Genomic DNA, 17,831 nt, shown 5'->3' on the forward strand with positions numbered 1-17,831 from the left:
ATGTACTTAAATCTTTGCGCTGCAACTCACATCGGACTCACAAACCGAGCCGTTTCGACGCGCACTGACAGCTCAGATGTGAGTCCGAGGCGGGGAACGGAGAGACAGTACCGGGAGAAACTGGGAGAGCCGACGGTAGAGCGCGCGGCCGCGTTACTGCTCGATGATGCTCTCTTCGATGGCCTCGCCGAAGTGGCGGGCCTTGTCGCCGTAGTAGACGAGCACGTCGTCGCCTTCTTCGAGGTCGGTGACGGCTTTGCGGCCATCGGACGTGGCGACCTTGATCGTCTCGGCGTTCTGCAGCAGCGTCTCGATGCGGTCGACGCCCTCGTCGGTCTCGACCTCGGCGCTGACCCGGAACATCGGCCGCTTCTCGATCTTGACGCGGCCGACGATGGCCTCGCGCGTGCGGCCCTCGGTGTCGACGACCTGCACCTCGTCGCCGCTCCGGAGCTCCGAGAGGTACTTCGTCCCGCCGTCGGGCGTGCGGACGTACGCGTGGACGGCCCCGGCGTTCACCCGGAAGGGGCGGGAGGCGACGTAGGGCGACTCGGCGGTCTCGGCGTGAACGAAGAAGAGACCGCGGGACATCGACCCGACGAGCATCCCCTCGTCGTGTTCCATGAGGTTGCCGGTATCGATGCAGACGCGGTCGGCCGAGCCGGTCTGTTCGATCTCCTGGATCTCGGCCTCGACGAGGTCGACCTGCTCGCGGCCCATCTCGTCGCGCACCTCGACGGTCTTGCGGATCTCGTCCAGATCGTCGGTGTCAAGCAGGACCGAGTCCGCGCCGATTTCCAGCGTCTCGTAGGCCGTGCGGGCTTCCTCGGCGGTCGTGACGCCGGCGACCAGGTTCGTCTCGTCGCCGATGCGGGCGATGAGATTTTCGAGCGGGATGATCTGCCAGTCCTCGCCGACGACGATGGTGTAGTCGGCCGCCGTGGCGACTTCCTCGGCGAACTCCTCGTAGCGCTGGTCGAAGATGCGGACGTAGCCAGCCGTCGCCTTGCCGTCCTGGCGGAGGACGGACAGATCCGCAGAGCCCGAGAGGTCGCCGGGGATGTCCATCGACCCGTCGCCCTCGCCGTCTTTGCCGACGACGGCGATGTCGGGTTCGTCCTCCTCGTCGGCCTCGGCGTCCATGACGTGCACGTCGCCGTTGGTGAACGCCGCGACGTCGACGGCGCCGAGGTCGCGGACCCGCTCGACGTCCTGCTCGTCGACGAGGACCCAGTCGACGCCCGCTTCGAGTCCGGCGGTGATCCGCCGCTTGCGCTCGTCCCAGTCGCCGACCTCGTCGTCGGCCTTCAGCCACACTTGCCGTGTCATTGTACCCACGGTCGCTCCGGTCTGATTTGAACGTGGCGGAACCGGCGCTATCGGTGATCCGCGTCAGACGCTCGGCCGTCAACCGCGCGAGAGCGGCCGTCTACGGCCGGGACGCGAGGCAGTGTGGTGGCGTATCGTCGCTCGTCCACAGGGGTTCCATTTATTATTCCCCGAGAGAGACCACTGTTCGATGAGCATCAACTCCGAAGATCGTCCGTGGCCCCAGACCCTCGACCACGAGGGGGTCGACTGGCCGCCCGAGGAACAGCGGGTCCTGGTGCCGTTCCACGACGCCGTGAACCTCACAGAGACGAGCTTTCTCGGGGCGAGCGTGGCGTTCGGGACGGACGGGAGCCTCTACATTCTCCACGCCGTCGACGACGGGGAGGTCACCAGGCCGTCCGAGATCCGGGAACACGTGGAGCTGAAACGGGACGTCCAGGACCAGTTCGACGTCCCCGTGATCCAGCAGACCGACGAGTACTCCCAGTCGCTGCTCGAGTCGTTCGTCCGCTCGAACTCGATAACGACCACCGTCGTCGACCACGAGGAGGAGGGCTTTTTCTCGCTCGGGGGGACCGAAGAGGCCGTCCCCGGCGACTGCCACACCGTCGTCGGAACGGGCATGGAGGCGTTCGAGTCGCCGTCGAGCATCCTCGTCCCGGTCGCGAGGGGGCCGCACTCGGGGCTCGCGACCAGGATCGCGGAAGCGATCGCCCGAGCGTACGACTGCTGGATGGAGCTGTTCCACGTCGTCCCGGAGGACGCGCCGTCGGAGGCCGAGCGGGACGCGGACGAACTCCTCGACGCGTACCAGTACCGGCTCGACGACGACGTGGACGTCGACACGCACGTCCTGCGGGCGTCGGACCCGGCCGAGGCGATCATCGAGCACTCCGGGTACCACAGCATGACGGTTCTCGGCGCGCCCGAGAAGGGGACGCTCCGGCGCTTCCTCTTTGGATCGACCACGGACGAGGTGACCCAGAACACGGATGCGAAGCCGATACTGACGGCCCACCGCAACTCGGCCGACTCGTTCGTCTCCCGCTGGTTCTGACCGACTCTGTCCGTCGTCTCACTCTGCTTCTTTCGTGAAAGGGAGTTGTACTGAGCATCCGCGCCGAGCGAAGTGAGGCGCGGTTCCCCGCTCGCGCGGAGCGCGAGCGGCCTTTTTCACCCATCTTTTTCGCTGGGGGGTCGCGAGCACCGCGAGCGACCCCCCAGCGAAAAAGATGGTTCGCAAGGCTTGTTAGCCGCCGTCACCCGAGTTCTGCCAATGAGCCACGCTTCGCCGCCGGTCCGCCGCGTCACGGACTGGGACTTCGATCAGCTGTCGGCGCTCGCGGCCGAGCACGACACGCCGCTGTACGTCGTCGACCTCGACCGCGTCGCGGCGAACTACGAGCGATTCGCCGCGGCGTTCCCGGACGCCCACGTGATGTACGCCGCGAAGGCCCACACCGGCCGCGCGGTGCTGGAAACGCTGCTCGACGCCGGCGCGGACATCGAGTGCGCGGCGCGCGGTGAGCTCCAGCGGGCGATCGGCGCCGGCGCCGACCCCGACACGCTCCAGTACACCGCGGTCAACCCGCCGGACGCGGACCTGGATTACGCGGCGGAACTGGGCGCCGAACACCCCGGACTGACCGTCACCGGCGGCGCGCGCGACACGTTCGACCGGCTAGAGGCGCGGGGATACGACGGCCGCGTCGCCATCCGGATCAACCCCGGCATCGGCACGGGCCACCACGAGAAGGTCGCGACCGGGAAGGACGCGAAGTTCGGGATCCCCTACGACGAGGTGGTCGAACTGGCCGACGACCTGCGCGAGCGCTTCGACCTCGTCGGGCTGCACGCGCACATGGGGAGCGGCGTCCTGCACGACGACCTGGACGACCACTGCCGGGCCATCGGGAAGGTGGCCGACCTGGCGCGGGAGGTCACGGCCGAGACCGGCGTCGACCTGGAGTTCGTCGACTTCGGCGGCGGGTTCGGGGTCCCCTACCGCGAGGACGAGGAGCCGCTTGACGTGGAGACGGTGGGCGAGAAGGTACGCGAGGCCGTCGGCGAATTGGACGCGCAGATCAAGCTCGAACCCGGCCGCTACGTCGTCGCCGACGCCGAACTGATCCTGACCGAAGTGAACACGGTCAAGGAGACGCCGGAGGCGACCGTCGTCGGCGTCGACGCCTCGCTGGCGACGCTCATCCGGCCGGCGATGTTCGACTCCTATCACCCGATCGCGAACGTCTCCGCGCCCGACCGGGAGCTGGAGCCGGTGTCCGTCGGTGGACCGTGCTGCACGAGCGCGGACGTGTTCTGCACGGACCGGCCGATCGCTCGCCCCGAGCGGGAGGACCTGCTCGCCATCGGGAACGCTGGCGCCTACGGCTACGAACTCGCCAACCAGTTCCACTCCCAGCCCCGGCCCGCGGAAGTCGCCGTCGAGGGCGACGAGACGCGGGTCGTCCGCCGGCGGGAGTCGATGGACGACGTGACCAGGGTCGAACGCGAGGCGCCGAGCGCCGAGGAGGGTGATCGACGGCGATGACCTTCGACGTTCTCGACTTCCACGAGGAGGCGGTTCGGACGGAATCGCACGAGTCCGTCGGCGAGATGCGCGACCTGCTCGTCGAGACGCTGGAGGCCGCCGGCGCCGACCCCGTGGTCGACGAGGCGGGCAACACGCTCGCGACGCGGACGGTCGACGGCTTCGAACCCGGCGACGCGGCCGTCGAGCGCGACGGCGACGCGGACGACACGCACCTCGTCCTCAACACGCACATCGACACGGTACCGCCACACGTGCCCTACGCGGAGCGCGAGGACGGCGCCGTCGTCGAGGGCCGGGGCGCCTGCGACGCCAAGGGGCCGCTCGCGGCGCTGGTCGACGCGTTCCTGACGGCCGGCGTGCGGGGCGATGGGGGGCGGCTGACGCTCGCGATAACGCCCGACGAGGAGACGGTCCAGACCGGCGCCGCCCACCTCGCGGGGACCCTCGACGCCGACGGGTTCGTCGTCGGCGAACCGACCGGGCTGGACGTCTGCAACGCCGCACGCGGCCAGTACGAGGGGTCGATCGCGATCACCGGATCGGCCGCCCACGCGGCCACGCCCGAGAGCGGCGCGAACGCGATCCGGGCCGCCGCACCGATCCTGCAGGCGATGGAGACGTACGACGAGGAGCGCGGTCCCGGCGAGCACGAGTCGCTCGGTCGACCGACACTCACGCCGACGGTGATCGAGGGCGGCGAGGCGTCCAACCAGGTGCCCGAGGAGTGCGTGCTGACGTTCGACCGACGACCGGTCCCGCCGGAGACGCCCGAGGAGTTCCGGGACGAGTTGCAGAACCACCTCTCCCAGTGGGTCCCGACCGGGATGGACCTGCAGGTGGCCCTCTCGCCGCGGGAGACGCCGTTCCTGACGGCGTTCGCGACGGACCCCGCGGAGGCGCTCGTCGAGTCGCTCGCGAACGCCAGCGGCGGCGAGGTGCGGCCGTTCGGCGCCGCGACGGAGGCTTCCTACTTCGCCGAGCACGCGCCGACGGTCGTCTTCGGGCCGGGCGACCTGGCCGACGAGGAGGGCGCTGTCGCTCACAGCGAGCGCGAGTACGTCCGCCGCGAGGACGTCCGAGCGGCCGCGCGAGCGGTCCGCGACGCGGTCGACGCGCTGCTGTAGACTTCGATTCTCTATCGGGGTCCGTCCCCGAGTCGCTATTCGACCAGCGGGAGGACGATGCCGAACACGAGCGGCGAGAACAGGCCGAGCAGGATGCCGAGCACTTCCATGTCGAAAAACAGCGTCTGTTCCCAGCCCGGGACCCCGCCGAGGACTGCCGTTCCGACGAGTTCGCCCGCGGCGCCGAGAGCGAACAGGGAGACCCCGAGGAGGAACCCGGTCTTCGCGAGCGACGGGTAGTCGGTGGACACGTACTGCGTCATGGCTCTCGATGGCTCGCGCCCGCACAAAAAGTTCCCGCGTCGCTCCGTCACACGGTCTCACGCAAACCATATGTGGGGATGTCGCATATCGGGCCCCTATGCGAGAACTCCTGTTCGGACCGCTCGCCGAAGTGCTCGGCGTTGTCTTCTACGTCGTGGTCGCCGGGGCGCTGACCGTCGTCGGCGCGCTCGCAGAGCAAGCGAGTGTGCACGACCTCACAGCCGGGCAGACGACGCTCGGTCTCTGGGAAGCCCTGTTCGGCGCCGTCCTCATCTACGCGGGACTCAACGTCGCCTACCACGTCGTGTTGCCGCGACTCCGCGCCGAGAACGCGGCCTGACCGGTGCGACGGCCCCGCCCATTCTACGCCAGGTACGACATCGCTTCGTCGTCGCTGACCTGGCCGAAGTTCCTGTAGTGAGCGCCGACGGCCCGGAATCGTCGGGGACGCTCGACAGCGATCACCGTGTCTGCGAGCGCTTCGAGTTCCTCGAGCGTGTCCGGCGGGCCGACCGGAACGGCGACCACCAGCGAGGCGGGGTCGTCCTCGCGAACCAGGCGGAGGCAGGCCCGCATCGTCGCGCCCGTGGCCACGCCGTCGTCGACGACCACCACTCGCTGGCCCCTGAAGTCGGGGCGGTCGCCCTCGCGATACGTCCTCGCTTTCTCGGCGGCGACGGCTCGCTCCTGCTCCCGCTGGGTCGCTACGTACTCCTCCGAAGGCGACGCGCGCGCGAGCGCCTCGTCGTTGAGCCAGACGGCGCCGTCCTCGGCGACGGCGCCGATGGCGTACTCGGGGTTGCGCGGCGCGCCGATCTTCGAGGCGACGATCACGTCGAGCGGCGCGCCTAGGCGGTCGGCGACCACGCGACCGAGCGGCAACCCCCCGCGCGGGATCGCGACGACGATATCGGCCGCGATCCCCCCCGCTTCCAGCGCGTCGGCGAGTCGGTGACCCGCGTCCGTCCGGTCGCGGAACATGGGTGTGCGTAGGCGTCTGACGGGCAAATGTCTGTGGCCGGCGATCGCTGCTCGGAACCCGTGCTGCTAGATCTCCGAAAACATCGTTCCGACCCTACTGTTCCGCTCCGCAACTCGCGGACGCAGCGCGAGTGCTCACTCGCGGACCTCGTCGACCAGTTCGCTGGCGACGCCGGTGTAGCCCGCGGGAGTCAGCGCGTGCAGTTCTTCGCGCACGTCCTCGCTCACGTCGAGGTCGTCGATCATCGCCGCGAAGTCCTCCATCGACACGTCGCGCCCGCGGGTCGCTTTCTTGACGTGCTCGTAGGCGTCGTCGAAGCCCTCTCTCCGGAGGATCGTCTGGACCGCCTCGCCGACGATCTCCGGCGTCGATTCGAGGTCGTCGCGCATGACCTGCTCGTTGGGGACGACCTTGTCGAGGCCGTTCTGGAGCTTCGTGTAGCCGATGAGGCAGTGAGCCAGCGCGGCGCCCATGTTGCGCTTGACCGTCGAGTCCGAGAGGTCCCGCTGGAGGCGCGACTTGGTGACGTAGTCGCCGAGGAAGGTCAGGTCGGCGTTGGCCTTCGAGAGGTTGCCCTCGCTGTTCTCGAAGTCGATCGGGTTGACCTTGTGGGGCATCGTCGACGACCCGGTCTCGCCCTCCGCCGCCTCCTGGCCGAGGTAGCGGTCGGAGACGTAGAGCCAGACGTCGAGATCGAGGTCGAGCAGGACGTTGTTCGCGCCCCGGAGCGCGTCGAAGACGGCCGCGAGGTCGTCGCAGGGGTTGACCTGCGTCGTGACGGGCTCGTGGTCCAGTTCCAGGTCGCGGACGAACGTCCGGGAGAAGGCGGGCCAGTCCACGTCGGGGTAGGCCGCCTCGTGGGCGGCGTAGGTGCCGGAGGCGCCCGCCAGCTTGCCCGACAGCTCGCCGCTCGCGCGCTCGATCCGGCCGAGCGCTCGGCCCAGCCGGGAGGCGTACACCGCGAGCTCCTTCCCGAACGTCGTCGGCGTCGCGGGCTGGCCGTGAGTCCGCGCGAGCATGGGCAGGTCGCGGTACTCGCGGGCCATCTCGATCAGCGCGTCGCGCACCTCGCGGAGTTCGGGGACGAGCACCTCCTCGACGGCGGGCTTGACGAGCAGGCGGTGGGCGAGGTTGTTCACGTCCTCGCTGGTGAGGCCGAAGTGGATCCACTCGGCGGCGCTCAGGTCCTCGGGGAAGCGTTCGCGGACGAAGTACTCGATGGCCTTCACGTCGTGGTTGGTCGCGGAGTACTCGCCGTACCCCTCGGTCTCGATCTGCTTGACGAGCGCCGCGTCGTCCTCGTCGAACTCCTCGTAGACCGCCCGGAGCTCTTCGCGCTGGGGACCGCTGATCGAGAGCGGCGTCTGCGGGAGGTCGGCCAGCGAGATGAGGTACTCCACTTCGACGCGAGTGCGCGCTCGCATCAGCGCCTGCTCGCTGGCGTAGGGGACCAGCGGTTCGGTGTAACGGGCGTAGCGCCCGTCGAGCGGCGAGACGGCCTGCAGTGACGAACGGTCGGTCATGTGCGCCCCTGCGGCGAGTCGGCCAAAGAGGGTATCGGTCGGCGTCCGCGAGCGGGTCCGCCCGCGTTCGCCGGGGAAGCCGGCGGAGCGGCGGCGCTACTGTGTCGTCCGTGTCGACTGTGTCTCAGCCTATTCGCAACTACTTTGCGCGGCGGCGACCGGCGTTCACACATGAAACTCGCGGGACTCGCAAGCAATCGCGGACGGAACCTGCTCAACATCGCCGACCGCGCCCCCGGAGGGGCCGAGTTCTCGGTGATACTCACGAACGACGCCGACGCGCCCGTCCTCGACGCGGCGGCCGAACGGGGGATCCCGACCGAAGTCGTCGAACGCGAGGACGGCGAGGACCGCCGCGACCACGAGGAACGCATTCTCGACGCGCTCGCCGACTACGACTTCGAACTGGTGACGCTGGACGGCTACATGCGCCTGCTGTCGGACACGTTCCTCGACGAGGCGCCGACGACGCTGAACGTCCACCCGTCGCTGCTCCCCGCGTTCCCCGGCATGGACGCGTGGGGTGACGCGCTCGACTACGGCGCGAAGGTCGTCGGCTGCACCGTCCACGTCGTCACCAACGCCATCGACGAAGACGGCGAGATCATCGAGGAAGAGGTCGACGGCGGCCCGGTCGTCACGCAGGAGCCGATCCCCGTCTACGAGGGCGACGACGAGGACGACCTCAAAGAGCGCGTCCTCTACGAGGGCGAGTTCAAGGCCTACCCGCGTGCGGTCAAGTGGTTCGCCGACGGCGACGTGACCGTCGACTACGAGGCGAACCAGGTGTCCGTCGAGGGCGACACCGGCGGCTATCTGCCCTCGCGCCTGTTCAGTTCCGAGGACCGCGCCGCCGACCTGCGCTACGGGGAGAACCCCCACCAGGACGCCGCGGTCTACGCCGACAACACGGTCGACGAGGCCAGCGTCGTCCACGCCGACCAGCGCAACGAGGGCGCGAAGGCGCTCAGCTACAACAACTACAACGACGCCGACGGCGCGCTCAACCTCATCAAGGAGTTCGACGAGCCCGCCGCCGCGGTCATCAAACACACCAACCCGGCGGGCTGTGCGACCGCCGACACGCTGGCCGACGCCTACGCCGACGCGCTCGCGACCGACCCCAAGAGCGCCTTCGGCGGCATCGTCGCCCTCAACCGCGAGTGCGACGAGGCGACCGCGGCCCAGATCATCGACTCGTTCAAGGAGGTCGTCGTCGCGCCCGGCTACACGGACGACGCGCTGGACACGCTCTTCGAGAAGGAGAACCTGCGAGTCCTCGACGTGAGCGAGCAGTACGACGTCACCGAGGCCGTCACCGAGAAGAAGCTCGTCGGCGGGCGACTCGTCCAGGAACGGGACACCCAGTCGCTCACTCCCGACGACCTGGAGGTCGTCACCGAGCGCGAACCGACCGACGAGCAGATCGAGGCGATGCTGTTCGCCTGGCAGACAATCAAGCACGTCAAGTCCAACGCCATCGTCTTCGCGAAGGGCACCGAGACCGTGGGCGTCGGCGCCGGACAGGTCTCCCGCGTCGACGCGGTCGAGATCGCGGGCATGAAAGCCGAGAAGGACGCCGAGGGCAAGGACGCCGAGGGCGCCGTGATGGCCTCGGACGCCTTCTTCCCGTTCCCGGACGGCATCGAGAAGGCCGCCGAGGCGGGCATCGAGGCGGTCATCCAGCCCGGCGGGTCGAAGAATGACGACATGGTGATCGAGGCCGCCGACGAACACGACATCGCGATGGTCATGACCGGCCAGCGCGCTTTCCGCCACGACTGAGCGCCGGAGCGTCCGGACCGTCCTACTCGGCCGACCTTCCGCGATCGTATCACTTACGGTCCGATGGGGCGCGCGATAGGGTATGACGTACCGCGTTATTCAAGTGGGGACCGGTGGGCAGGGCGCTCGCTGGTGCGAATCGTACCTGCCGCCGCACGTGGAGAGCGGCCGGATCGACGTCGTCGCCGCCGTCGACGTCGACGCCGACGCGCACGAGAACGCCGTCGAACACCTCGGTCTCGACGAGTCCGACTGTTACACCGACACCGAGGCAGCCTTCGCCGAGACCGACGCGGACTTCTGTACAATCGTGACGCCGCCGTGGACGCACGAGGAGGTCGTCGACGCCGCCGTCGAACACGACCTCGATGTCCTCTCGGAGAAGCCCATCGCCGACACGCTCGAAGCGTCGGTCCGTATCGCGGAGAAGGTGAAGCGAGCGGGCCTGAAGATGGGCGTGACGATGAGTCACCGCTTCGACCGGGACAAGACGACGATGCGCCGACGCCTGCACTCGGGCGAGCCCGGCCCGCTCGACTATCTGGTCGGTCGGTTCACCTGTAACGCCCGCACCTACGGCCGGTGGGGGGCGTTCCGCCACGAGATGGACAACCCGCTGCTCGTCGAGGGCGCGGTCCACCAACTGGACTTCCTCGCGGACATGGCCGGCGCGAAGTGCGAGCGGCTGTACGCCGACACGTGGCTCCCCGAGTGGGCCGAGTACGAGGACGACGTGCAGGCCACAGTGCAGATGCGCTTCGAGAACGGCGTCCGCGCCACCTGGGAGGGCGCGAAGGCCAACGCGACCACGCTCAACGGGTGGGGCAACGACTACCTCCGCGCGGAGTGCCGCGACGAGACGCTCGTCCTCGACGGCCGCGAGATCACGCGCTACCCCTACGATCAGGCCGAAGAGACGGTCGGCGGCACGAACGAGGTCGAGGGCGAGGAAGTGCCGCTCGACGAGCAGGACCACTGGGCGAACGCGTGGCTCGTCGAGCAGTTCCTCGACTGGCTGGACACTGACGAACCGATGGCGACCGACGTGGAGTCGAACCTCCAGTCGGTCGCGCTGGTGGAAGCGGCCATCGAGAGCAGCGAGCGCGACGAGGCCGTCGACGTGCAGGAACTGCTCGCCGAGGCGCGCGAGAACGTCGAACTGTGAGTTCCGCTCCCGGCCGCGGACCGCCGGACTACACTCCGCCGACCGCCGGACCGCGACCCGGCCGGTGTCCTTAGGTGTGCCCGCGACGTTGGCACGGACATGGGACTCACGGACTGGGCGCGCAAGCACCTCCTGGCGACGATCGCGCTGTCGCTCGTCTTCGGCACGCTGACGGCCGTCTCGCTCCTCGGCGTCGCCGCGTGGGCGCTCTGGGCACTCCTCGGCCTCGGCGGCGCGTCGACGCTCGGGACCTTACTGCCGCTGTTCCTCTTCGGCCTGGTCGTGGGCGTGCCGGCGACCGCCGTCGCGCTCATCGCCGCGGCGGTCGGGCTGGCGACGCGAGCGTCCTCGGCGGTCAGCGACCGGACCGAGTTCGCCGGCGTCCGCCTCGGGCAGGTCGCCTCCTACGTCGAACGCGAGAGCGAGATCGCGCGACTGGTCGGCCTCTCGGACCTCGTCGAGCACTTCGACTCGCGCTCGCCCGACCGGCGCGCTGACGACCGGATCCAGCGCCTGAAAGACCGCTACGTCTCCGGCGACATCTCCGAGTTCGAGTTCGAGGAGCGGATGCAGCGGGTGATGGACGAGGAGGGAGTCCACCGCGACCGCGTCTCGGCCATCGACGACGAACTCGGAGGCCTTGACGACGACCAGCGCATCGCCGAGCGGAACTGACCCGGCGGCGAGGCGCGTCGACCAGCCAGTTATTTCCGGGCGACGCCCCAACGACGTGACATGGGAAAGACGCTGCTGGGGATCGACCTCGACGAGTCGCCAGTGGGGGGATTCGTCGAGCGTCTGCTCTCGGAGGAGGAACTGGAGAAACTCACCGACGGCGGACGCGGTCCGCGCGACGAGACCGGCGCGAGCGGCCGCCGCGACACCGACGAACCGACCGACGACCTCGACGGCACCGACCTCGTGGACGACGCGGTCGACGCCGACGACGGACCGGGCGGGCGCATCCCCGTGGGGACCAGCGCCGGCTCGAGCGCCGGCGCCGACACGCCGAGCCCGGGGGACGAGCGGCCCGTCGGCGGCCGCGTCCCGTCGCCAGGGGCCGAGGACACGGACGAGGAGGGCGGCTGGAAGGAGAAGCTCAAGCCGATCCTCCTGAAGGGGAGCATCGCGCTCGCCGTGCTCGCGGTCGTCGGCTTTCTCGCCTACCGCTACCTGGGGAAGGCCAAGAAGGTCGCGAGCGACAAACTCGGGAGCGACGACGAGCAGTCCGGGTCGCCGTCGCCCGAGAACGTGACCGGCGACGTGCCGGAAGCGCGCCGCCGCGCGAAGGCGCCGAGCCGCGACCGGGAGGAGTACGCCGACCGGCCCGTCGACGAGACCGTCCGCCACGCGCAGGAGGCGTCTGACTCCGGTAGCGACCGAGACCACGAGGACGAGGGCCCCAGCGCGCCGCGGACCGCGCCACAGACGAGAAACGACTCCGACGTGGGCGCGCTCGTCGGACTGGCGGCGCTCGCCGTCGTCGCTGCGGCCGTCCGGAAGTTCGGCGAGGACCCCCCGCGGGACCCGCTGGTCGACGGACCGGCCGACGACCGCGACGATGAGTGACGGTCCCGAACACGGAACCGAAGCACGCGGCCCCCTGGACGGTCTCGCCGACCGCGAGGGCTGGCGCGTCGAGGGGTCGGCCGCCCGGGTCCACTACGAGGGCGAGGGCGACCGCTACAGCGTCGAGTACTACGCCCCGAGCGACTGCGTGATCTACTGGAAGGTACCGCCCGAGCAGGGCGGCGAGACGGCGGTTCCGGTCGGGCGCGACACCGTGCCGACGCCGCTGCGCGACCGGATCCGCCTGGACCTAGAGGCCGCGGGGATCGACCCCGCGGTCGAACGGCGAAGCCTGTAGCCGGCCGCCCACACCCGGCGGCGCGACCCTTCTGTGGCGACTGTGTCGGCGGTCACGACGCGCTCGTCGGTGAGTCCGACAGGTCTAAGCGGACCCATCTGGAACCGCACGTGCATGGAGTTTCACGAGGCGGCGGACTTTCTCTTCGATCTGCGGCGGTTCGCGCCGCGGCCGGGGTTAGCCCCGACGCGGGAGCTGCTCGCCCACCTCGGCGACCCCCACGAGGACCTGCTGTGCGTCCAGGTCGCGGGGTCGAACGGGAAGGGGAGCACGGCCCGGATGGTCGAGCGCGCGCTCCGGGAGGCCGGGCTCTCCGTCGGGCTGTACACCTCGCCGCACCTCGACGACGTGCGCGAGCGGGTGCGCGTCGACGGCCGGCCGATCACCGAGTCGGCCGTCGCCGAGTTCGTCGGCGAGTTCCGCGAGTACGCGACCGAACAGGCCGCCGACGGCCAGTCGCCCACGTTCTTCGAGACGGTGACCGCGATGGCCTGCTGGGAGTTCGACCGACAGGACGTCGACGTCGCCGTCCTCGAAGTCGGCATCGGAGGGACGCTCGACGCGACGAGCGTCGTCGACCCGGCGGCGAGCGCGATCACCGCGGTCACGCTCGAACACACCGACCTCCTCGGCGACACCGTCGGCGAGATCGCCCGCGACAAGGCCGGCGTCGCGCCCGCGGACGCCCCGCTCGTGACCGCCGCGACGGGCGATGCGCTCGCGGCCATCCGCGACGAGGTCGACGACGTGGTGACCGTCGCCGACGAGGACTGGACCGAGAGCGAAGACCCCGACGTGACGGTCCGCTACGGCGGCCGCGAGGGACTGGAGGCCGCGGTCGAGATCGAGAGCGACGGGACCGGCGGGGACAGCGACGGCGCGAGCGGGAGCGACGGTGCGTGGTCCGTCGCGACGCACCTGCCGCTGCTTGGCGCTCACCAGGCCCGAAACGCGGGCGTCGCCGCGGTGCTCGTCCGGCAGGTCGCAGACAGGCTCGACGCGGACCTGTCGACCGAGGCCGTCGCGCGCGGCTTCCGCAACGCCCACTGGCCGGGCCGCTTCGAGGTCATGGGCAGGGATCCGCTGGTCGTCCTCGACGGCGCGCACAACCCCGGCGGCTGCGAGGCGACGGTCGACGTGCTGGAGTCGTTCGACTACGACGACCTCTATCTCGTCGCCGGCGCGATGACCGACAAGGACCACCGCGGGATCGCGGCGGCGTTCGGCGACGCCGACCTGGCGCGCGTCGTCGCCTGCCGACCGGACCACGACCGCGCCGAGTCGGTGGACGTCATCGCCCGGGTCTTCGCGGAGGAGACCGAGGCCGCCGTCGACACTCACGAAGCGGTCGCCGGCGCGCTCGACCGCGCGCTCGACGCGGCGGGTCCGGACGACGCCGTGGTCGTCGTGGGCTCGCTGTACGCCGTCGCCGAGGCCCGGACTCGCTGGGTACGGCCGACGGTTTCTACCCGAGTGGACTCGGTCGCCGACGCCCGAGAGACGCTGGACCGCGCGCACGTGGCCGAGGTCGACGCGGCAGACGCGAGCGGCGACGCCGTCCACCGGGTCCTGCGGACGCGACTCCGTCCCCGACAGGCGCGCCGACTGCAGTCCGAACTGCGCGCGCTCGGCGGCGAGTGCGCCCTCTCGGCGCTGGCCGACCAGGACGAGGAGTCCGTCGACGCGGTGCTGATGGCGACTCGATCGCAGTTCGACCGCCTCGTCGCCGGGCTGGCGGACCGCGAGGACGGCCTCGAACCGCTCGCCGACGAGATCCGCGGGGCGCTGGACGGGACTCCCGGCCCGAACGAGCCGACCGCGGTCGCGACCCGCGGCGGTGCCTTCGGAGCCGGCGACGACGGATCCGCCGACCGCGGCTACCCCTGGGAGGACGGCACCGCGGTCATGGGCATCCTGAACATCACGCCGGACAGCTTCCACGACGGCGGCGAGTACAACTCGGTCGCCGACGCGCGCGAGCGCGCCGAGCGGATGGTCGAGGCGGGCGTCGAGATCCTCGACATCGGCGGCGAGTCGACGCGACCCGGCGGCGAGCCCGTCCCCGAGGGCGAAGAGATCGACCGCGTCGTCCCGGTCATCGAGGCGATAGCCGACCTCGACGCGATGATCTCCATCGACACGCGCAAGGCCGCGGTCGCCCGGGCGGCGCTCGACGCGGGCGCGGACCTGCTCAACGACGTCTCGGGACTGGAGGACCCGGAGATGCGGCTGGTCGCGGCCGAGTACGACGCGCCGGTCGTCGTCATGCACAGCATCGAGGCGCCGGTCGACCCGACCACGACCGTCGAGTACGACGACGTCGTCGACGACGTGATCGACTACCTCGCCGAGCGCGTCCTGCTCGCCGAGAAGGCGGGGCTGGACCGCTCGCAGATCCTCGTCGACCCCGGGCTCGGGTTCGGCAAGTCCGCCGTGGAGAGCTTCGAACTGCTCGGTCGACTGGACGAACTCGCGGCGCTGGGCTGTCCGATCCTCGTCGGTCACTCCCGGAAGTCGATGTTCGAACTCACCGAAGGTGGCCGCGAGGGCGCGCTCGACGAGACGGTCGCGGGCACGGCGCTGGCCGCCGAGCGCGGCGCCGACGTGATCCGCGTGCACGACGCACACGAGAACGTCGCGGCCGTCCGCGTCGCCCGGGCCGCGGCCGACCCAGACCGATTCGACGACTGAGCGGCCCGTCGACGTGTGACCGACCGACGGGCGCCCGACAGACTTTTCTCGCTGTCTGTCGGCACTCGGAGGCGTGACCGACGAGACGCCGTCCGACGAGGACCCACCTGGCGAGACGCCGGCCGACGACACGCGCGACCACGACGAGTGGGCCCGCGTCGTCATGCAGGGGTACGACGGCGTGGCCGAGGCCTACGACGCCGACCGCGACGGCGCCGACGAGGTGGCGTTCGTCGAGTCCGTCGTGGCCGACCTCCCCCGTGGCGCCCGCGTCCTCGACGCCGGCTGCGGCGGCGGCCGCGCCGTCCTCGAAACGCTGGCCGACGACTACGAGACCGTCGGCGTCGACCTCTCGACGGAGCAACTGCGACTGGCGAGCGAGCGCGCGCCGGCCGCGCGGCTGGTCCGCGGCGACCTGACGCGACTTCCAGTCGCCGCCGGCGCCGTCGACGCGCTCACCGCGCTCCACTCGGTGATCCACGTCCCGCGCGAGCACCACGGGGCCGTCTTCCGGGAGTTCGCCCGCGTGCTCCGACCCGGCGGCCGGTTGCTCCTGACCACCGGCGTCGGCGAGTGGGAGGGCGAGAACGACGACTGGCTCGACAGCGGCGCGGCGATGCAGTGGAGCTTCCACGGCCGCGAGCGAAGTCTAGAACTGCTGGAGGAGGCCGGGTTCTCGGTCGACGACGACACGGTGCTCGACGACGACCTCGGCGGCGGCGAGTGGCTGTTCGTCCGGGCGACGTTCGACGGGCGATAGCGCGGCCGACCGCTCAGACGACGCTACCGAGCGCATCGATCAGTCCGCCGAGGCCGCTCCCGATCTTCGGCAGGAAGCCGTGTTCGATCACGTCTGCGAAGATGTGCGTCCACACCGACAACAAGAGCAGTAAGCAGACACGCCGTGAAGAGATCCAGCTGGTAGAGCCATCGGGGGCCGTCGACGAGTAACGCCAGGAAATCAAACGCATCGACGCCAGCCCCAGCAACCCCACAAGCGCCGACGACCAGAAGTGATACCAGACGAGGTCGAGGGGGACGTCCATACACACCGATCAGAACAGATTCGTCCGATATAACTCGCCCGGCCGAATTATTGGCGTTGAAATTCACTCGACACGGCGGCCGACGATGCGGGTTTCGATACGGCGGTGCGGCGAGACAGTGCACGTCCCGCGGCCGCGTGAGTGGCAGTTCGTCCGCGGCCACCCGAGCGCCCCGTCGTCAGTTCAGGACCGGATCCGCGACCGTCCCGAAGCGGTGGCCGCAGCGGGGGCACTCGACGCGGCGGTCGCCGTCGCCGTCGACGGCAGCGAACGACTTCGCCAGCCCGATCTTGCCGCATTCGGGGCAGCGGCGGACGAGCGGTGGGATCATCGGCGTCGGCTCACGTAGGGGTTCGAGCGGCAAGGGTCCGTCGGCGGACGGGAGCGATCCGCGGACCGATCGCTGCCGTCAGAACAGTCCGTAGTCGGCCTGCAGGTCGCGGTAGGTCTGGAGGTACCGTTCGAGGACGGCGTCGTCGTCGTAGGCAGCCCAGTCCTCGTCGACGGTCAGGCGGTCGAACTCGCCGGCGTCGACGACGGCGTCGGCGATCTGCTCGGGGTCGGTTGCGCGGAAGCTCCGCTCGGCCTCCTCGATGAGTTCGTGGGCGCTGGACTCGGCCTGGTACTCGACGATGCCGACGCAGCCGCAGGCCATCGCCCACAGCAGTTCGGTGGCGAAGTACTCCCGGTAGGCGGTCTGGACGAACGCGTGGGCGCCCTTGTAGAGCGCGACGCGCTCCTCGCGGTCGCAGGCCCCGGCGAAGGTGACCCGGTCGTCGATCCGCAGGTCGCGGACCTGTCGCTCGTAGTCCTCGCGCTGGGGGCCGTCGCCGACGATCGTCGCCGTCCACTCCCGGTCGCGCAGCTCGGCCAGCCCGAGCAGGAAGCTCTCGACGTTGGCGCTCTCGTCGAGCGGGTGGGCGTAGACCACGTCGGTCTCCGCGGCCGGCTCGGTCTCGCGGACGAGCGACATGTCGATGCTCTCGGGGATCACCTGCGAGGTGTCGGCGGTCGCACCGAGTTCGCGGACGCGCGTGCGGACCATCTCCGAGGGGGTGACGACCATCCCGGGGAGCGTCGCGGCGCGCTCGTGGAAGCGCGACGCCTCGATGGAGGCGTCGCCGAACCACTCGACGACGAGCGGCGCGCGGGCCAGCGTCCCGCCGAGGCTGGCGGCGAGGACCGTGACCGGCGGGTCGGGGCGGGCGTGGACGACGTCGGGGTCGTAGAGGGCGAGTAGGGCGGGGATCCTGACGGCGAAGGAGGTGAGCGCCGGCGAGATGGTCACGCCGCGGTAGGTGACGCCGTCGCGTTCGACGGTCTCGTCGGTGCCGTCCCACCACTGCGTGCAGAAGACGGTCACGTCGTGGCCGCGGGCGGCCAGGTGGCGTGCGACGCGTTCGAACCGGCGTGCCCCTTCGGTGTCGCGGTAGTGAGTCGTCTCCATCGAGACGAACGCGACGCGCATACGACCGAGGAGGGTACCGGGTGTCAAAAA

The 17,831-nt window shown here is 70.2% G+C and carries 18 protein-coding genes; 11 read left to right on the forward strand and 7 right to left on the reverse strand.

The window, feature by feature from the left end; genetic code table 11:
* Nucleotides 1–153 precede the first annotated feature (153 nt).
* Nucleotides 154–1,329 (reverse strand): 3-dehydroquinate synthase II, encoded by a 1,176-nt coding sequence (locus PSC72_RS06360; RefSeq protein WP_274325051.1) that lies wholly within the window; start codon nucleotides 1,327–1,329, stop codon nucleotides 154–156.
* A gap of 190 nt (nucleotides 1,330–1,519) precedes the next feature.
* Here PSC72_RS06360 and PSC72_RS06365 point away from each other — a divergent pair, with 190 nt between their 5' ends.
* The 3 genes from PSC72_RS06365 to PSC72_RS06375 all read left to right on the forward strand — a co-directional run bounded on the left by PSC72_RS06365 (nucleotide 1,520) and on the right by PSC72_RS06375 (nucleotide 5,010).
* Nucleotides 1,520–2,389 carry a universal stress protein gene (locus PSC72_RS06365; RefSeq protein ID WP_274325052.1) on the forward strand — a complete coding sequence of 290 codons (870 nt, stop codon included), beginning with the start codon at nucleotides 1,520–1,522 and terminating at the stop codon, nucleotides 2,387–2,389.
* 219 nt (nucleotides 2,390–2,608) lie between these two features.
* A complete protein-coding gene (lysA, locus tag PSC72_RS06370) occupies nucleotides 2,609–3,883 on the forward strand; it encodes a diaminopimelate decarboxylase (RefSeq protein WP_274325053.1) in 1,275 nt (424 codons plus the stop codon).
* Entirely contained in the window at nucleotides 3,880–5,010 is a 1,131-nt protein-coding gene (locus PSC72_RS06375; RefSeq protein ID WP_274325054.1) for a M20 family metallopeptidase, read from the forward strand. The genes lysA and PSC72_RS06375 overlap by 4 nt, the downstream gene beginning before the upstream one ends.
* Nucleotides 5,011–5,045: 35 nt before the next feature.
* Here PSC72_RS06375 and PSC72_RS06380 read toward each other — a convergent pair whose 3' ends face one another.
* On the reverse strand, nucleotides 5,046–5,273 hold the full coding sequence (locus tag PSC72_RS06380) for a DUF7860 family protein (RefSeq protein WP_274325055.1): 228 nt from the start codon (nucleotides 5,271–5,273) through the stop codon (nucleotides 5,046–5,048).
* A 98-nt stretch (nucleotides 5,274–5,371) separates the two neighbouring features.
* Between PSC72_RS06380 and PSC72_RS06385 the strand changes: the two genes are divergently transcribed.
* Entirely contained in the window at nucleotides 5,372–5,614 is a 243-nt protein-coding gene (locus tag PSC72_RS06385) for a hypothetical protein (RefSeq protein WP_274325056.1), read from the forward strand.
* Nucleotides 5,615–5,637: 23 nt separating this feature from the next.
* On the opposite strand, the gene PSC72_RS06390 is transcribed toward PSC72_RS06385, so the two are convergent.
* Both PSC72_RS06390 and purB read right to left on the reverse strand, forming a co-directional pair.
* Nucleotides 5,638–6,255, reverse strand: a complete 618-nt coding sequence (locus tag PSC72_RS06390) for a phosphoribosyltransferase (protein ID WP_274325057.1) — start codon at nucleotides 6,253–6,255, stop codon at nucleotides 5,638–5,640.
* A gap of 135 nt (nucleotides 6,256–6,390) precedes the next feature.
* Nucleotides 6,391–7,779 (reverse strand): adenylosuccinate lyase, encoded by a 1,389-nt coding sequence (purB, locus tag PSC72_RS06395; protein ID WP_274325058.1) that lies wholly within the window; start codon nucleotides 7,777–7,779, stop codon nucleotides 6,391–6,393.
* Nucleotides 7,780–7,950: 171 nt separating this feature from the next.
* Here purB and purH point away from each other — a divergent pair, with 171 nt between their 5' ends.
* From purH to PSC72_RS06430, 7 genes are all read left to right on the forward strand, one after another.
* On the forward strand, nucleotides 7,951–9,564 hold the full coding sequence (gene purH, locus PSC72_RS06400; RefSeq protein WP_274325059.1) for a bifunctional phosphoribosylaminoimidazolecarboxamide formyltransferase/IMP cyclohydrolase: 1,614 nt from the start codon (nucleotides 7,951–7,953) through the stop codon (nucleotides 9,562–9,564).
* 82 nt (nucleotides 9,565–9,646) lie between these two features.
* Nucleotides 9,647–10,729, forward strand: a complete 1,083-nt coding sequence (locus PSC72_RS06405) for a Gfo/Idh/MocA family protein (RefSeq protein WP_274325060.1) — start codon at nucleotides 9,647–9,649, stop codon at nucleotides 10,727–10,729.
* A gap of 99 nt (nucleotides 10,730–10,828) precedes the next feature.
* A complete protein-coding gene (locus tag PSC72_RS06410) occupies nucleotides 10,829–11,404 on the forward strand; it encodes an SHOCT domain-containing protein (protein ID WP_274325061.1) in 576 nt (191 codons plus the stop codon).
* Between the two features lie 60 nt (nucleotides 11,405–11,464).
* Nucleotides 11,465–12,298, forward strand: coding sequence for a hypothetical protein (locus tag PSC72_RS06415; protein WP_274325062.1), 834 nt, complete (start codon nucleotides 11,465–11,467; stop codon nucleotides 12,296–12,298).
* Nucleotides 12,291–12,596 carry a DUF7538 family protein gene (locus PSC72_RS06420; protein WP_274325063.1) on the forward strand — a complete coding sequence of 102 codons (306 nt, stop codon included), beginning with the start codon at nucleotides 12,291–12,293 and terminating at the stop codon, nucleotides 12,594–12,596. Before PSC72_RS06415 ends, PSC72_RS06420 begins: the two co-directional genes overlap by 8 nt.
* A 114-nt stretch (nucleotides 12,597–12,710) precedes the next feature.
* Nucleotides 12,711–15,287, forward strand: coding sequence for a dihydropteroate synthase (gene folP, locus PSC72_RS06425; RefSeq protein ID WP_274325064.1), 2,577 nt, complete (start codon nucleotides 12,711–12,713; stop codon nucleotides 15,285–15,287).
* Between the two features lie 73 nt (nucleotides 15,288–15,360).
* Nucleotides 15,361–16,047, forward strand: a complete 687-nt coding sequence (locus PSC72_RS06430; protein WP_274325065.1) for a class I SAM-dependent methyltransferase — start codon at nucleotides 15,361–15,363, stop codon at nucleotides 16,045–16,047.
* A 13-nt stretch (nucleotides 16,048–16,060) separates the two neighbouring features.
* Here PSC72_RS06430 and PSC72_RS06435 read toward each other — a convergent pair whose 3' ends face one another.
* From PSC72_RS06435 to PSC72_RS06445, 3 genes are all read right to left on the reverse strand, one after another.
* Complete coding sequence (locus PSC72_RS06435) at nucleotides 16,061–16,333, reverse strand: hypothetical protein (RefSeq protein ID WP_274325066.1); 273 nt, start codon at nucleotides 16,331–16,333, stop codon at nucleotides 16,061–16,063.
* 178 nt (nucleotides 16,334–16,511) lie between these two features.
* Entirely contained in the window at nucleotides 16,512–16,697 is a 186-nt protein-coding gene (locus tag PSC72_RS06440) for a hypothetical protein (protein ID WP_274325067.1), read from the reverse strand.
* Nucleotides 16,698–16,742: 45 nt separating this feature from the next.
* Nucleotides 16,743–17,801, reverse strand: a complete 1,059-nt coding sequence (locus PSC72_RS06445; protein ID WP_274325068.1) for a glycosyltransferase — start codon at nucleotides 17,799–17,801, stop codon at nucleotides 16,743–16,745.
* Nucleotides 17,802–17,831 lie beyond the last annotated feature (30 nt).

The organism is Halosimplex aquaticum (genome assembly GCF_028747785.1).
GTDB classification, from domain to species: Archaea; Halobacteriota; Halobacteria; order Halobacteriales; family Haloarculaceae; genus Halosimplex; species Halosimplex aquaticum.

Bases quoted from the DNA above. Each gene is read 5' to 3' on its own strand.
- PSC72_RS06410 (WP_274325061.1), top strand. From the start codon at position 10,829: ATGGGACTCACGGACTGGGCGCGCAAGCACCTCCTGGCGACGATCGCG.
- PSC72_RS06375 (WP_274325054.1), top strand. From the start codon at position 3,880: ATGACCTTCGACGTTCTCGACTTCCACGAGGAGGCGGTTCGGACGGAA.
- PSC72_RS06405 (WP_274325060.1), top strand. From the start codon at position 9,647: ATGACGTACCGCGTTATTCAAGTGGGGACCGGTGGGCAGGGCGCTCGC.
- purH (WP_274325059.1), top strand. From the start codon at position 7,951: ATGAAACTCGCGGGACTCGCAAGCAATCGCGGACGGAACCTGCTCAAC.
- PSC72_RS06445 (WP_274325068.1), bottom strand. From the start codon at position 17,801: ATGCGCGTCGCGTTCGTCTCGATGGAGACGACTCACTACCGCGACACC.
- PSC72_RS06435 (WP_274325066.1), bottom strand. From the start codon at position 16,333: ATGGACGTCCCCCTCGACCTCGTCTGGTATCACTTCTGGTCGTCGGCG.
- PSC72_RS06380 (WP_274325055.1), bottom strand. From the start codon at position 5,273: ATGACGCAGTACGTGTCCACCGACTACCCGTCGCTCGCGAAGACCGGG.
- purB (WP_274325058.1), bottom strand. From the start codon at position 7,779: ATGACCGACCGTTCGTCACTGCAGGCCGTCTCGCCGCTCGACGGGCGC.
- PSC72_RS06365 (WP_274325052.1), top strand. From the start codon at position 1,520: ATGAGCATCAACTCCGAAGATCGTCCGTGGCCCCAGACCCTCGACCAC.
- PSC72_RS06360 (WP_274325051.1), bottom strand. From the start codon at position 1,329: ATGACACGGCAAGTGTGGCTGAAGGCCGACGACGAGGTCGGCGACTGG.
- PSC72_RS06385 (WP_274325056.1), top strand. From the start codon at position 5,372: ATGCGAGAACTCCTGTTCGGACCGCTCGCCGAAGTGCTCGGCGTTGTC.
- PSC72_RS06390 (WP_274325057.1), bottom strand. From the start codon at position 6,255: ATGTTCCGCGACCGGACGGACGCGGGTCACCGACTCGCCGACGCGCTG.
- PSC72_RS06420 (WP_274325063.1), top strand. From the start codon at position 12,291: ATGAGTGACGGTCCCGAACACGGAACCGAAGCACGCGGCCCCCTGGAC.
- PSC72_RS06415 (WP_274325062.1), top strand. From the start codon at position 11,465: ATGGGAAAGACGCTGCTGGGGATCGACCTCGACGAGTCGCCAGTGGGG.
- lysA (WP_274325053.1), top strand. From the start codon at position 2,609: ATGAGCCACGCTTCGCCGCCGGTCCGCCGCGTCACGGACTGGGACTTC.
- folP (WP_274325064.1), top strand. From the start codon at position 12,711: ATGGAGTTTCACGAGGCGGCGGACTTTCTCTTCGATCTGCGGCGGTTC.